The sequence below is a fragment of the Shimia sp. genome (assembly GCF_041624275.1).
Taxonomy (GTDB): domain Bacteria; phylum Pseudomonadota; class Alphaproteobacteria; order Rhodobacterales; family Rhodobacteraceae; genus Shimia.
Window position 1 is genome coordinate 1 of record NZ_JBFJVE010000057.1, and the last position, 14,666, is coordinate 14,666.

General features: G+C 65.9%; 13 protein-coding genes. 4 read left to right on the top strand and 9 right to left on the bottom strand.

All coding sequences use genetic code 11. The features are described 5' to 3' along the window. The 4 genes from ABZD10_RS06375 to murD all read left to right on the top strand — a co-directional run. A partial coding sequence (locus tag ABZD10_RS06375; RefSeq protein ID WP_372885306.1) for a Mur ligase family protein occupies positions 1-659 on the top strand: 659 nt, incomplete at its 5' end. Continuing rightward, positions 656-2,098: a UDP-N-acetylmuramoyl-tripeptide--D-alanyl-D-alanine ligase gene (murF, locus tag ABZD10_RS06380; RefSeq protein WP_372885307.1), complete on the top strand. Its 1,443-nt coding sequence runs from the start codon at positions 656-658 to the stop codon at positions 2,096-2,098. The genes ABZD10_RS06375 and murF, both read left to right, overlap by 4 nt. Continuing rightward, positions 2,099-3,181 carry a phospho-N-acetylmuramoyl-pentapeptide-transferase gene (gene mraY / locus ABZD10_RS06385; protein WP_372885308.1) on the top strand — a complete coding sequence of 361 codons (1,083 nt, stop codon included), beginning with the start codon at positions 2,099-2,101 and terminating at the stop codon, positions 3,179-3,181. A 103-nt stretch (positions 3,182-3,284) separates the two neighbouring features. Next, the gene (murD, locus tag ABZD10_RS06390) at positions 3,285-4,685 is read left to right on the top strand and encodes a UDP-N-acetylmuramoyl-L-alanine--D-glutamate ligase (protein WP_372885309.1); all 1,401 of its coding nucleotides are present in this window, start codon (positions 3,285-3,287) and stop codon (positions 4,683-4,685) included. A gap of 24 nt (positions 4,686-4,709) precedes the next feature. On the opposite strand, the gene ABZD10_RS06395 is transcribed toward murD, so the two are convergent. The 9 genes from ABZD10_RS06395 to ABZD10_RS06435 form a co-directional block, all read right to left on the bottom strand. Next, the gene (locus ABZD10_RS06395) at positions 4,710-5,900 is read right to left on the bottom strand and encodes an NAD(P)/FAD-dependent oxidoreductase (protein ID WP_372885310.1); all 1,191 of its coding nucleotides are present in this window, start codon (positions 5,898-5,900) and stop codon (positions 4,710-4,712) included. 160 nt (positions 5,901-6,060) lie between these two features. Beyond that, complete coding sequence (locus tag ABZD10_RS06400; RefSeq protein ID WP_372885311.1) at positions 6,061-7,692, bottom strand: AMP-binding protein; 1,632 nt, start codon at positions 7,690-7,692, stop codon at positions 6,061-6,063. A 244-nt stretch (positions 7,693-7,936) separates the two neighbouring features. Then, complete coding sequence (locus ABZD10_RS06405) at positions 7,937-10,132, bottom strand: 3-hydroxyacyl-CoA dehydrogenase NAD-binding domain-containing protein (protein ID WP_372885312.1); 2,196 nt, start codon at positions 10,130-10,132, stop codon at positions 7,937-7,939. 11 nt (positions 10,133-10,143) lie between these two features. Further along, a complete protein-coding gene (locus ABZD10_RS06410) occupies positions 10,144-11,355 on the bottom strand; it encodes an acetyl-CoA C-acetyltransferase (protein ID WP_372885313.1) in 1,212 nt (403 codons plus the stop codon). Positions 11,356-11,360: 5 nt separating this feature from the next. After that, entirely contained in the window at positions 11,361-11,549 is a 189-nt protein-coding gene (locus ABZD10_RS06415; protein WP_372885314.1) for a hypothetical protein, read from the bottom strand. Further along, complete coding sequence (locus ABZD10_RS06420) at positions 11,546-12,187, bottom strand: glutathione S-transferase family protein (protein ID WP_372885315.1); 642 nt, start codon at positions 12,185-12,187, stop codon at positions 11,546-11,548. Before ABZD10_RS06420 ends, ABZD10_RS06415 begins: the two co-directional genes overlap by 4 nt. Before the next feature lie 278 nt (positions 12,188-12,465). Further along, positions 12,466-13,605, bottom strand: a complete 1,140-nt coding sequence (locus tag ABZD10_RS06425; RefSeq protein ID WP_372885316.1) for an acyl-CoA dehydrogenase family protein — start codon at positions 13,603-13,605, stop codon at positions 12,466-12,468. A 19-nt stretch (positions 13,606-13,624) separates the two neighbouring features. Beyond that, positions 13,625-13,837, bottom strand: a complete 213-nt coding sequence (locus ABZD10_RS06430) for a hypothetical protein (RefSeq protein ID WP_372885317.1) — start codon at positions 13,835-13,837, stop codon at positions 13,625-13,627. A gap of 88 nt (positions 13,838-13,925) precedes the next feature. Further along, positions 13,926-14,666: acyl-CoA dehydrogenase C-terminal domain-containing protein (locus ABZD10_RS06435; RefSeq protein WP_372885318.1), on the bottom strand; the 741-nt coding region annotated here is incomplete at its 5' end.

Below are 14,666 nucleotides of genomic sequence, written 5' to 3' on the forward strand. Positions count from 1 at the left end.
AGCGGTTCGACGCCACCGGGCAGGACATCCGCTTTTCCTTCCGCGGCCAGGCCCATATGGCGCGGCTCGAGCTGATCGGCGGGTTTCAGGCCGAGAACGTGCTGCTGGCGGCGGGGCTGGCGATTGCCTGCGGTGCCGAGCCGCAGCGCGTGTTCGAGGTTCTGCGGGAACTGAGGACCGTGCGGGGCCGCATGCAGCTGGCGGCGACGCGTCGCAACGGTGCGGCGGTCTTCGTCGATTACGCCCATACGCCGGACGCGGTGGCAACCGCGCTCAGGGCGATGCGGCCGCATGTGATGGGGCGTCTCGTGGCCATCATCGGCGCCGGCGGCGACCGCGATGCCGGCAAGCGGCCACTGATGGGGCAGGCGGCGGCCCGCAACGCCGACATGGTCTTCGTCACCGACGACAACCCGCGCAGCGAGGATCCGGCGCGCATCCGTGCCATGGTTCTCGAAGGCGCGCCCGACGCCACCGAGGTCGGCGATCGCGCCGAGGCGATCCTGCGCGCGGTGGACGCGCTGCAGCCCGGCGACGCGCTGCTGATCGCCGGCAAGGGCCACGAGGTCGGGCAGATCGTCGGCGACGACGTGCTGCCCTTTGACGATTGCGAACAGGCCAGCGTTGCGGTCGCGGCCCTTGACGGAGGCATGGCATGACCCTGTGGAGCGCGCAGGAGGCCGCGGCGGCGACCGGCGGCAGGGCGATCGGCGACTGGGCGGTCTCCGGGGTGTCGATCGACACCCGGACGCTTGAGCCGGGCGATCTCTTCGTGGCGCTGAAGGCGGCGCGCGACGGGCATGACTTTGTCGCCCAGGCGCTGCAAAAGGGTGCCGGGGCGGCGCTGGTGTCGCATCTGCCCGAGGGGGTCGCCCCCGATGCGCCGCTGCTGATCGTCGAGGACGTGCTGGGCGCGCTCGAGGCGCTGGGCCGCGCCGGCCGCGCCCGCACAGCTGCCCGCGTGGTGGCGGTCACCGGCTCGGTGGGCAAGACCTCGACCAAGGAAATGCTGCGCGCCATGCTGTCGGGGCAGGGCAGAACCCATGCCTCGGTGGCCAGCTACAACAACCATTGGGGCGTGCCGCTGACCCTGGCGCGGATGCCGGCCGACACGGAATTCGCGGTGATCGAGATCGGCATGAACCATCCGGGCGAAATCGCACCGCTGGCGCAGATGGCCCGCCCGCATGTGGCGATGATCACCACCGTCGCGGCGGTGCATCTCGAGGCCTTCGTGGACGTGCGCGCCATCGCCGTGGAAAAGGCGGCCATTCTTCAGGGGCTGGAACCCGGCGGCGTGGCGGTGCTGCCGACCGATATCGGGACTGCCGAGGTGCTGACGGATGCGGCCGGATCGCTTGGGGTGCGGATCGCCGGGTTTGGCGAGAGCGCGCCGGACTGGCGGCTGGACGGGGTCACGCTGAAGCGTGACACGACGGTGGCCCGGGCGACCATCGAAGGCGCGCCGGTGGTCTACAAGATCAATTCGGCGGGCAGGCATTTCGCCATGAACGCGCTTGGTGCGCTGGCCTCGGTCCAGGCGCTGGGCGCCGATCTGGCCATTGCCACCGCCGACCTCGGGCGCTGGCGGCCCTTCACCGGGCGCGGTGCGCGAGAAGTGATCTATCTGGATCCGGTCGAGATCGAACAGACGCTCGACCTGATCGACGACGCCTATAATGCCAACCCGACCTCGCTGGGGGCCGCGCTCGAGGTGCTGGCGGCGGCCGAGACCCGCGACGGGCTGGGGCGCATCGGCAAGGGGCGCCGGGTGGCCTTTGTCGGCGACATGAAGGAACTGGGCCCGCAGGAGGCCGAGATGCATGCCGAGATGGCGCGGCATCCGGCGGTGGCGGCGATCGACGTGATCCACTGTATCGGCCCCCTGATGCGCCACATGCACGCGGCGCTGCCGGCCGAAAAACGCGGCGAATGGGCCGAAACCAGCGAGCAATTGGCGGAAAAGGTCCGATTGCTGGTCGATGCCGGCGATTCTGTGCTTGCCAAGGGCTCGTTGTCGATGCGGCTGGCCAGAGTGGTTGACGCCATCCGCAAACTGGGCCATCCCGCTGCGCATTCACAGGACGAGGACGCATAGATGCTGTTTTGGCTCACCGAATTGTCGGATGGCGGGGATTTTTTCAACCTGTTCCGCTATATCACCTTCCGCGCCGGTGGGGCCTTTCTGACGGCGCTTTTGTTCGGCTTCCTGTTCGGGCGGCCGCTGATCAACGTGCTGCGCCGCAAACAGGGCAAGGGGCAGCCGATCCGCGAGGATGGCCCCGAGGGTCATTTCGTCAAGGCCGGCACCCCGACCATGGGCGGGCTGCTGATCGTCGGTGCGCTGGTCACCTCGACCCTCTTGTGGGCGCGGCTTGACAACGGCTTTGTCTGGCTGGTGCTGTTCGTCACCCTGGCCTATGGGCTGATCGGGTTCGCCGACGATTATGCCAAAGTGTCGAAACAGAACACCGACGGGGTGTCCGGCAGGATGCGGCTGGCGATCGGCTTTGTCATCGCGGCGATTGCCGCCTGGTGGGGCACGACGTTGCAGCCCGAGGCGATGCAGATGCATCTGGCGCTGCCCTTCTTCAAGGATACGCTGATCAACCTCGGTTTCTTCTTCGTGCCCTTCGCGATGATCGTGATCGTCGGCGCGGCCAATGCGGTCAACCTGACCGACGGGCTTGACGGGCTGGCGATCATGCCGGTGATGATCGCCGCCGGCACGCTGGGCATCATCGCCTATGCGGTGGGCCGGGTCGACTTTACCAACTACCTTGATCTGCATTACGTGCCGGGCACCGGCGAGATCCTGATCTTTACCGCCGGGATCGCCGGCGGCGGTCTGGGCTTCTTGTGGTACAACGCGCCGCCGGCGGCGGTGTTCATGGGCGATACCGGATCCTTGGCCCTGGGTGGCGCCCTGGGTGCCATCGCGGTGGCCACCAAGCATGAGCTGGTGCTGGGCATCGTCGGCGGGCTGTTCGTGGTCGAGGCGCTTTCGGTGATCGTGCAGGTGCTCTATTTCAAGCGCACCGGCAAGCGGGTGTTCCTGATGGCGCCGATCCATCACCACTACGAGAAAAAGGGCTGGAGCGAGCCGCAGATCGTGATCCGCTTCTGGATCGTCTCGCTGATCCTGGCGATGATCGGGCTGGCCACGCTGAAGGTGCGCTAGGCCGTGAAGACCGGCAATTGGCGATGGTGACAGGCGGGCTGCGCGCTTTGCGAATCCCGCCATATCCGCTAGCCATGTCGCAACAGGTTGCGAGGGCAGGCGGATGATCCCGGTCAAGGGTTTTGAAAATCGGAAAGTGGCGGTCTTGGGGCTGGGGCGCTCGGGGCTGGCAACCGCGCGGGCCCTGCGTGCGGGTGGCGCCGTGCCGCTGTGCTGGGACGACAACCCCGAGGCGCGGGCGGTGGCCGAGGGCGAGGGGTTTCAATGTGAAGATCTGTTGCAGCAGAACGCCCTTGAGGACGCGGCGGCGCTGATCGTCAGCCCCGGTATCCCCCATCTCTACCCGGCGCCCAACCCGGTGGTGGCGGCGGCCGGGGGCGCCGACGTGCCGGTCGACAATGACATCGGCCTGTTCTTCCGCTCATTCGCCACCCGCGACTGGGACGGTTTCGACACCATGCCCAAGGTGGTGGCGGTGACCGGATCGAACGGCAAGTCGACCACCTCGGCGCTGATCCATCACGTGTTGCAACAGGCCGGGCGGCCGACCCAGCTGGCGGGCAATATCGGGCGCGGGGTGCTCGATATCGAGCCGGCGATCGACGGCGAGGTGGTGGTGCTGGAACTGTCGAGTTACCAGACCGAACTGGCGCGCAGCCTGACCCCGGATATCGCGGTCTTCACCAATCTCAGCCCCGATCACCTCGACCGCCACGGGGGGGCGGGCGGCTATTTCGCGGCCAAGCGGCGGCTGTTTGCCGAGGGCGGGCCCGACCGCGCGGTGATCGGCGTCGACGAGCCCGAGGGCGCCTTTCTCGCCGGGCAGATGTCGATGGGGCAGGGCGATGACCGGGTGATCCGGATCTCGGTCAACCGCAGGCTGTCCGGTGCCGGCTGGAATGTCTACGTCAAGAAGGGCTTTCTGGTCGAAGAACGCAAGGGGCGGCAGGCCGGTTCGATCGACCTGCGCGCCATCAAGGGGCTGCCGGGGCTGCACAACCACCAGAACGCCTGCGCGGCCTATGCGGTCTGCCGCACGCTGGGGCTGGCGCCGCGGGTGATCGAAGCCGGCTTTGCCTCGTTCAGCGGCCTGCCGCATCGCAGCCAGATCATCGCCGAGGTAGGCGGCGTCACCTATGTCAACGACAGCAAGGCGACCAATGTCGATGCGGCGCGCATGGCGCTGGGGGCGTTCAAGCGCATCCGCTGGATCTGTGGCGGGCTCGAGAAAGAGGGCGGGCCGGGCGATCTCGCGGCATCGGCCGGGGCGGTGGTCAAGGCCTATGTGATCGGCCGCGAGGCGGCGGGTTTCGCGCTTCAGCTCAAGGGGGTCGAGGCCGAGATCTGCACCACCATGGAAGCGGCGGTGGCCCGTGCCGTGGCCGAGGCCGAGCCCGGCGACACGGTGCTGCTGGCCCCGGCGGCGGCCAGCTTCGACCAATATGACAGTTTCGAAAAGCGCGGCGAGGATTTCGCCGCCCGGGTCAGGGCCTTGCTGGGCTAGGGGCGCGGCCCCCCGCCGCCGTGCTCAGGACCGGCCAGCGGCGGCGGCAATCGCCGTCCCGGCGGCCCAGCCCGAGGACCAGGCCCACTGGAAGTTGAACCCGCCGAGCCAGCCGGTGACATCCACCGCCTCGCCGATGGCGTAGAGGCCGGGCAGGGATTTGGCCTCCATGGTCTTCGACGACAGCCCGTCGGTGTCGATGCCGCCCAGCGTGACCTCGGCGGTGCGGTAGCCCTCGGTGCCCGAGGGGCGCAGCCGCCAGTTGCTCAGGCGCTCGGCCAGATCGCGCAGGGCGGCATCGCTCTGGTCGGCGAGATTGCCGGTCAGCTGCCATTGCGCGCCGAGGTGCTCGGCCAGCCTGGCCGGGATTAGATGTCCGAGGACGGTGGTCAGGTTGCGCCGGCCGTCGCTGTGACGCCGGGCTTTCAGAACCTCGAAAGCATCGCCTTCGGGGAACAGGTCGATGCGGATCTCGTCGCCGTCGCGCCAGTAGGAGGAGATCTGCAGCATCGAGGGGCCTGACAGGCCGCGATGGGTGAACAGCAGCGCCTCGTCGAAACTGGCGCCGCCGGCGCCGGCCCGCACCGGCAGCGCGGTGCCCGAGAGCGGCTTGAACGGGTTGTCGGAAAAGGTGAAGGGCACCAGCGCCGGCCGGGTCTCGGTCACCATCAGGGCGAAGCGGCGGGCCAGGTCATAGGCCAGGCCCGTCGCCCCCATCTTGGGGATCGACTTGCCCCCGGTGGCCAGCACCAGATTGGTCGCGCTTAGGCGCTGGCGGCGGCCCTCGGTCTCGACCTCGACGCTGAAACGCGCCCCGTCATGCGCAACCTCGACGATGCGGCTTTGCAGCCTCAGTTCGGCCCCGGCACGGGCCATTTCCTCGGTCAGCATCGAGACGATCTGGCGCGCCGAGCCGTCGCAGAACAGCTGGCCCAGGGTCTTTTCGTGCCAGGCGATGCCATGGCGCTCCAGCAGCTCGATGAAATCCCACTGCGTATAGCGGCTGAGGGCCGATTTGGCGAAATGCGGATTGGCCGAGAGGAAATTGCCCGGCCCGGCATGAAGATTGGTGAAATTGCAGCGCCCGCCGCCCGAGATGCGGATTTTCTCGCCCGGCGCCCGGGCCTGGTCGAGCACCAGGGTGCGGCCGCCGCACTGGGCGGCACACATCATGCCGGCGGCCCCGGCGCCAAGAATGATCGTGTCGTAGTCCATGCGCGCGGGGGTGCCTCAATGCGGCGGCGGGGTCAAGCCGCGCCGCTGCGGGGGGCGCTGCCCCACGGCGCCTTTTTCGGAAGAAAAAGACGCCGTTCCCCGGGATATTTCGGGCAAGAGAAAGCCGGGGCGCAATGGCAGAGCGCACCCGCCTGCGGCCTCAGGCGAGGTCGCGGGCCAGTTTGCGCAGTTCGAACTTCTGGATCTTGCCGGTCGAGGTCTTGGGCAGGTCCTGGAACAGCACCTTCTTGGGGGCCTTGAACCCGGCAAGGGATTCGCGGGCGAAGGCGATGATCTCGGCCTCGGTGGCGCTGGCGCCGTCGAGCAGTTCCAGGAAGGCGCAGGGCACCTCGCCCCATTTCTCGTCGGGCAGCGCCACCACCGCCGCCAGCGACACCGCCGGATGCGCCATCAGCGCCGATTCGACCTCGACCGAAGAGATGTTCTCGCCGCCGGAAATGATGATGTCCTTGGCGCGGTCGGCGATCTGGATATAGCTGTCGGGGTGCTGGATGGCGATGTCGCCGGTGTGGAAATAGCCGCCCTTGAAGGCTTCGGCCGTGGCCTCGGGGTTTTTCAGATAGCCCTTCATCACCGAGTTGCCGCGCACCGCGATCTCGCCCTGGGCCTTGCCGTCCATCGGCACCTGGCTCATGGTCTCGTCGAGCACGGTGATATGTTCCATCATCGGCATCGCCACCCCCTGGCGGGCCTTGATCGCCGCCACGCCGGGCTTGTCGAGATCGCCCCAGGCGGCGTCGTTCCACAGGCATTCGGTGACATGGCCATAGGTCTCGGTCAGCCCGTAGACCTGGGTGACATTGAAGCCCAGATCCTCGATCTTGGCCAATGTCGCCGGGGCCGGGGGGGCGCCGGCGGTGAAGACCTCGACGGTGTGCTCGAAGCTGCGGCGTTCCTCGGCGAGGGCGTTGACGATCATGTTGAGCACGATCGGCGCGCCGCCGAAATGGGTGACGCCCTCGTAATGGATGGCGTTGTAGATGTTCTGCGCGCTGACGTCTCGGCAGCAGACCAGCGTGCCGCCGATCAGCGGCATCATCCAGGTGTGGTTCCAGCCATTGCAGTGGAACAGCGGCACGATGGCCATGAACACCGGATGCAGCACCATGCGCCAGCTGACCACGGTGCCCATGGTCATCAGATAGGCGCCGCGATGGTGATAGACCACGCCCTTGGGCCGCCCGGTGGTGCCGGAGGTGTAGTTCAGCGCCAGGCTTTCCCATTCGTCCTGCGGCAGGACCCAGTCGAAATCCGGATCGCCCGAAGCCAAGAGCGCCTCGTATTCGAGATGCCGCCCCGAGGCGTGAAACCCGGCCTGATCGTCGGCGACCTCGACGAGACGCGGCGGCGGGCCGTCCATCGCCTCGCAGGCGGCCTCGGCCAGCTCGAGAAACTGCGGGTCGACCAGCACCGCCCTGGCGCCGCCATGCTCGAAGATATAGGCCACGGTGCCCACATCGAGCCGGGTGTTGATGGTGTTCAGCACCGCGCCGCAGGCGGGCACGCCGAAATGCGCCTCGGCCTGTGCCGGCAGGTTGGGGATCAGCGTTGCCACCACATCGCCCGGCGCGACGCCCAGCCCCGCCAGCCCCGAGGCCAGCCGGGTGCAGCGTTCGTAATATTCGGCATAGGTCTTGCGGTGCTTGCCATAGCTCACCGCCAGATGATCCGGAAACACCTGCCGTGCCCGCCGCAGATGCGACAGCGGCGTCAGCGGCACGAAATTGGCCGCGCATTTGTCCAGCCCGGTTTCATCAGCCATCCAGCCCATCAGATTCCTCCCTCGATTCTGTTGGTATCCCGTGTTCTACGTCATTTTGCACGGATCACCCAAGACCGTAGAAACGCGTATCTTCAATTGTCTGACAATTAGTTGCAGCTTTCGTGGCTTGGGTCAATATCCCGGTTGACCGGAACAGCCGGGCCCTGACGGAAGAATTGCAACACCATGGTTTCTGGGCAAAAAAACGCCCGGCCATTGCGGCCGGGCGTTCTCTGAGATCGTTTTTTCGGGCTCAGGCGGCTTTTGCGGCCTGACCGAAGCGGCCGTAGAAGGTCTGGCCCTTGTCCGCCATCTCGCGCAAGAGCGGCGGGCAGGCAAAGCGATCGCCGAATTTCGCGGTCAGCGCGTCGCAGGTCTCGGCCGCCCAGGGCGCGCCGACGATGTCGAGCCACGAGAAGGGGCCGCCCGACCAGGGCATGAAGCCCCAGCCGAGGATGGCGCCGACATCGCCTTCGCGGATGTCTTCCAGCACGCCGGCCTCCAGTGCGCGCACCGCTTCCAGCACCTGGCTGAAGATCAGGCGGTGCTGGACCTCGATCACCTCGGGCTGTTCCTGCAACTCGGGGAACTTGTCGCCGAAGCCTTTCCAGTAGCCGAGGCGCTTGCCGTTTTCGTCATAGTCGAAGAACCCGGCCTTGGATTTGCGCCCGAGGCGGCCTTCCTCGACCATCCAGAAGGTGACGTCATCGGCCACCGATTTCGGATAGGCATCGCCCATCGCCGCCATGGTCGCCTTGGCGATCTTGGCGCCGAGATCAAGCGAGGTTTCATCGACCAGCTGGATCGGCCCCACCGGGAAGCCCAAGAGCTGCGCCGCGTGGTCCAGAAGCTGCGGCGCCACGCCTTCGCCGGCCATCATCACGCCCTCGTTGATATAGGGGATGATGCAGCGGTTGGCGTAGAAGAAACGCTCGTCATTGACCACGATCGGGGTCTTGCGGATCTGGCGCACGTAATCCAGCGCCTTGGCCACCGCGCGCTCGCCGGTTTGCTGGCCCTTGATGATCTCGACCAGCGCCATCTTTTCGACCGGCGAGAAGAAGTGGATGCCGATGAACTGGTCCTTGCGTACCGAGGCCTCGGCCAGGCCGGTGATCGGCAGGGTCGAGGTGTTGGAGGCAAAGATCGCATCCTCGGGGATGATGGCTTCGACCTTCTTGGTCATCTCGGCCTTGACGCCCGGGTCTTCGAAGACGGCCTCGATGATCAGGTCGACGTCCGCAAGGGCATTGAGGTCGGTGGTGGCGTTGATTTTCGCCAGCAGCGTGTCTTTCTGCTCGGGCGTGGCCTTCTTGCGCTTGATGCCCTTGTCCATGAAGCTTTCGGAATAGGCCTTGCCCCGGTCGGCGGCCTCCTGCGTGGTGTCGATCAGCACCACTTCCATGCCGGCCTTGGCCGAGACCAGCGCAATGCCGGCGCCCATCATGCCGGCGCCGAGAACGCCGACTTTCTTGACCTTCTGGTCCGGCACGTCGGGACGGTTGGCGCCTTTTTCCAGCGCTTCCTTGTTGATGAACAGGCTGCGGATCATCGCCGAGGACGAGGGGTTCATCAGCACGTTGACGAACCAGCGGGCCTCGATCTTCAGCGCGGTGTCAAAGGGCACCATGGCGCCTTCGTAGACCGCCGACAAAAGCGCCTTGGCCGCCGGGTAGACGCCCCAGGTGTTGCCGTTGACCATGGCCGAGGCGCCGACGAAGGTCATGAAACCGGCCGGGTGATAGGGCTCTCCGCCGGGCATCTTGTAGCCCTTGGCGTCCCAGGGTTTCACGATGTCCGCGTCCTTGGCGCCGAGCACCCAGTCGCGCGCTGCCGCGACCGGATCGTCGACCACCTCGTCGATGATGCCGGCAGCCTTGGCCTTCTTGGGGTCGACCATCTTGCCCTGCAACAGGAAGGGCGAGGCCGCCATGGCGCCCATCTTGCGCACGAAACGGGTGGTGCCGCCCATGCCGGGGAAAATGCCGACCATGATTTCCGGCAGGCCGATCTTGGCCTTGGGATTGTCGGCGCAGAAGATGCGGTGACAGGCCAGCGGCAGTTCCAGCCCGATGCCCAGCGCGGTGCCGGGCAGGGCGGCGGCGATCGGTTTGCCACCCTTCAGGGTCTTGGGGTCCATGCCGGCGCGCTCGATCTTGCGCAGGAACCCGTGGCCCTGCATGGTGAAGTCGAACAGCGCCTTGGCCGGCTCGTCGCCGGCGTTCTCGCGGATCGAGCCCAGCACGTTGAGGTCCATGCCGCCGGCAAAGCTGTCCTTGCCGCTGGTGATCACGGCGCCCTTGATGGCGTCATTCGAGAGCACCTCGTCGATATGCGCGTTCAATTCGTCAAAGGCTTCGACGCGCAGCACGTTCATGCTCTTGCCGGCCACGTCCCAGGTGATGATGGCGACGCCGTCGTCGCCCACGTTCATGGTGAAATCAGTCATTTTCTCGGTCCTTACACGCGCTCGATGATGGTCGCCGCACCCATGCCGGATGCGATGCAGAGGGTGGCAAGCCCGACTTCCTTGTCCGAGCGTTCCAGCTCGTCGAGAAGCGTGCCGATGATGATCGCCCCGGTGGCGCCCAGCGGGTGGCCCATGGCGATCGAGCCGCCGTTGACGTTGACCAGCTCGGGGTCGACATCAAAGGCCTGCTGGAAGCGCAGCACCACCGAGGCAAAGGCCTCGTTGACCTCGAACAGGTCGATGTCGCCGATCGCCATGCCGGCATCGGCGAGGATCTTCTGGGTTGCCGGCACCGGGCCGGTCAGCATGATCGTCGGATCGGTGCCGATCTTGCAGGTCTGGCGGATGCGGGCGCGGGGCTTGAGGCCGAACTTCTTGCCGAATTCGGCGTTGCCGATCAGCACCCCGGCCGAGCCGTCGACGATTCCGCTCGAGTTGCCGGCGTGGTGGATGTGGTTGATCGCTTCGAGATGCGGGTATTTCATCAGCGCGATCTTGTCGAAACCGGGCATCACCTTGCCCATTTCCTCGAAGGAGGCCTTGAGGCTGCCCAGCGACTGCATGTCGGTCTGCGGGCGCATGTATTCGTCATGATCGAGGATCGGCAAGCCGTTCTGGTCACGCACGGTGATGATCGACTTGGCGAAACGGTTGTCGTCCCAGGCGGCCTTGGCGCGGCGCTGGCTTTCCACCGCCAGCGCGTCGGCCTGATCGCGGGTGAACCCGTATTCGGTGGCGATGATGTCGGCCGAGATGCCCTGCGGCACGAAATACTGCTCCATGGCCACCGACGGATCGACCGCGACAGCCGCCCCGTCCGAGCCCATCGCCACCCGGCCCATCATCTCGACGCCGCCGGCGATATAGGCATCGCCCGCGCCGCCCTTGACCTGGTTGGCAGCCAGGTTCACCGCCTCCATGCCCGAGGCGCAGAAACGGTTGATGGCGAGGCCGGGGATCGATTCATCCAGATCCGAGGCCATGACGGCGGTGCGCGCCAGACAGCCGCCCTGTTCCTTGACCTGGGTGACATTGCCCCAGATCACGTCCTCGACGGCGTGACCGTCGAGCCCGTTGCGGTCCTTCAGCGCGTTCAGCACATTGGCCGACAGGCGCACCGAGGTCACCTCGTGCAGGGCGCCGTCCTTGCGCCCCTTGCCGCGCGGGGTGCGCACGGCGTCATAGATATAGGCTTCAGTCATGGGTATCAGTCTCCGTATCCGTTGAGGAAAATGCCCTCAATGCAAGTGGTTTGAATGACGGCCTGCTGCGCCTCGGCCAGCGAGCGGATCTCTTCCGCCGCCGCCGCGCATTGGGCCGGGTTGACAAAGGTCAGGCTATCGGCGCCGATCAAGCTGGCCTCGCCGATGATCAGGATGATGAGCTTCCACATCATGCGCCGCGCTCCGCCGGGTTGCCGGGCATCAGATCATAGGGGTGTTTCCAGCCCTCCAGCGCCTGGATGTTGGACAGCCAGCGGTCGATGTTCGGCCAGTCGCTGCGCGCAAAGCCGAAGGGTTCGTCGTAGAACAGGTAGCCGCAGCAGGTCAGGTCGGCGTTGGTGACGCCGTCGCCGACGATCCAGTCGCGCCCCTCGAGATGCCTGTCGAGGATCGCATAGGCGGCCTTGAGACGGCCCAGATTGAAGGCGATCACCTCTTTGGGCTGCTTGTCCTCGGGCAGGAAATTCATCAGGAAACGGGTCATGCCGACGACCGAGGACAATTTGTGGTTGTCCCAGAACTGCCAGCGCAGCACCTCGCGCTGTTCGGCCCTGTCCTTGCCGGCGAACCTGCCCGATTTCTCGGACACGTAATCCTGGATGACCGCCGATTGGGTCAGCCTCACATCGCCATCGACCAGCACCGGCGCTTCGCCAAGCTCATTGATGTTGTCGCGATACTCCGGGCTGCGGGTCTCGCCGGCAAAGAAGTCGACCTTGACCGGTTCCCAGTCGAGCCCCGACAGTTCCAGCGCCAGGGCCGCCTTGTAGGAATGCCCGCTTTCTCCGAAGCAGTAGAGTTTGATGGTCATATGTCTCTCCCGGTGGTTGGCGAGGCGGCGGGGGTTTTGCACCCCCGCACCCCCGCAGAGTATTTCTGGCAAGATGAATGCGGGGCGGGTTTACCATTCATTAAGGATCATCCCTCAGTATCGAGTTTGCGGTACAGGCCGGAGGGCCGATGACCGTGCGAGGTGAAGCCCTGCTGTCCCAGCGGTTTGCGCCGTGCCGGATGGCAGGGTGGACCTGCGGCTTCATCTCGCTTCAAATACTCAAATTCCAACGTCCCCCCCTTCATCGCGGCCTGCGGTTACAGGCTGCGCGATATCAGTTCCTTCATGATCTCATTGGTGCCGCCGTAAATCCGCTGCACCCGGGCATCGGTCCACATTTCGCCGATGGCATATTCCTGCATGTAGCCGTAGCCGCCGAAGAGCTGCAGGCATTCGTCGAGCACCTCTCCCTGGGTGTCGGTGATCCAGTATTTGGCCATCGCCGCCTTCTCGACGGTGAGCTCGCCGGCGATCAGCTCGGCGATGCATTCATCGAGGAAGGCCCGTGCCACCTTGGTCTTGGTCAGGCATTCCGCCAGTTTGAAGCGGGTGTTCTGGAACTGCAGGATCGGGCCGCCAAAGGCTTCGCGTTCCTTGCAATAGGCGATGGTGCGTTCCACCGCGCCCTCCATCGACCCCTGGGCGATACAGGCAATGACCAGCCGTTCCTGGCCGAGCTGCTGCATCATCTGGTAGAACCCCTGGCCCTCTTCGCCGCCGAGGATGTTCTCGGGCGGGATCTCGACATTGTCGAAGAACAGTTCCGAAGTGTCCGCCGCGTGGCAGCCGATCTTCTCGAGGTTGCGGCCCCGGGTGAAGCCCTCGGCGCCCTCGGTTTCGACCACCACCAGCGAGGTGCCCCTGGCCCCGGCCGAGGGGTCGGTCTTGGCGGCGACGATCACCAGGTTGGCGTGCTGGCCGTTGGTGATGAAGGTCTTGGAGCCGGTCAGGCGATAGGAATTGCCGTCCTTGATGGCCCGGGTCTTGATCGCCTGCACGTCCGAGCCGCCCGAGGGTTCGGTCATCGCCAGCGCGCCGACGATCTCGCCGGTGGCCATTTTCGGCAGCCAGCGCTGTTTCTGTTCCTCGGAGCCATAGGCGAGGATGTAATGGGCGACGATGCCCGAGTGGATGCCGTGACCCCAGCTGGCCAGATTGGCGCGGTTGGCTTCCATCAGGATCACCGCCTCGTGACCGAAATCGCCGCCGACCCCGCCGTATTCCTCGGGCACCGAGGGGCAGAGCAGGCCCAGCGCCCCGGCCTCGTTCCAGGTCTCGCGGTCCATCTCGCCCTGCTTGCGCCATTTCTCGAACCGCGGCGCCCATTCATCGGTGATGAACCTGGCGGTCAAATCGGCCAACATCTGGTGGTCTTCGGTCATCCAGCTGGACGTCATCTTGGTCTCCTGTGGCGGCTCAGCGCTTGCGCGCCTCGAGCTTGGAATTGAAATCGCGCAGTTTCAGCGCCAGGGCATCGCCGTCGGTCACGGCATCGAAGTTTTCAAACAGAAAGGACAGCGCCTCGCCCTCATCCAGACCCGCGTCGCCCGCAAAGCTGCGCAAACGGCGATAGCCATCGGCGGTCATCGCGACCGGAAAGCGGCGGGTCAGGCGAAAGCGTTTCGGCATCTGTCCTCCCTTGAATGCCTGTGGCCGGGGCGGGAAACCCCGCCACAGCCGTCGTTTTCGGTAGGGTGCGTGATCTCACGCACCTTTCTCAGAACGCCTCGGCGTCCAGCGCCATCACCGTGTCGGCACCCGACTGGATGCGCGCCAGATGCATGGCCGTGGCCGGCAGGCGGCGCGCCATGTAGTAGCGCCCGGTGGCCAGCTTGGTCTCGTAGAACGCGGCGTCAGAGCTGCCCGCGGCCAGTTGTGACGTCGCGGCCTTGGCCATCCGGGCCCACATCAGCCCGAGGCAGACATGGCCGAAAAGATGCATGAAGTCGTTGGAGCCGGCCAGCGCGTTGTTGGGGTTCTTCATGCCGTTCTGCATGAAGTACATGCCGGCGGCCTGAAGGTCCTTCGAGGCGGCCTTCAGCGGGCCGACGAAATCGGCCAGCGCCGCGTCGTCGGCATTCTCCTTGCAGAAGCTCTTGACCAGCTCGAAGAAGGCCATCACGTGCTTGCCGCCATCCGCGGCCAGCTTGCGCCCGACCAGATCCAGCGCCTGCACGCCATTGGCGCCTTCATAGATCATCGCGATCCGGGCATCGCGGGTGAACTGGCTCATGCCATGTTCTTCGATATAGCCGTGGCCGCCATAGATCTGCTGCGCCTTGACGGTCATGTCATAGCCTTCGTCGGTCAGGAAACCCTTGATCACCGGGGTCAGCAGGCTGACCAGCCCGTCGGCATCCTTGTCGCTCTTGCGGTGCGCCTGGTCGATCATTGTTGCGCCCCAGAGGATGAAGGCGCGGGCGCCCTCGGCAAAGCTTTTCTGGTCCATCAGCGAGCG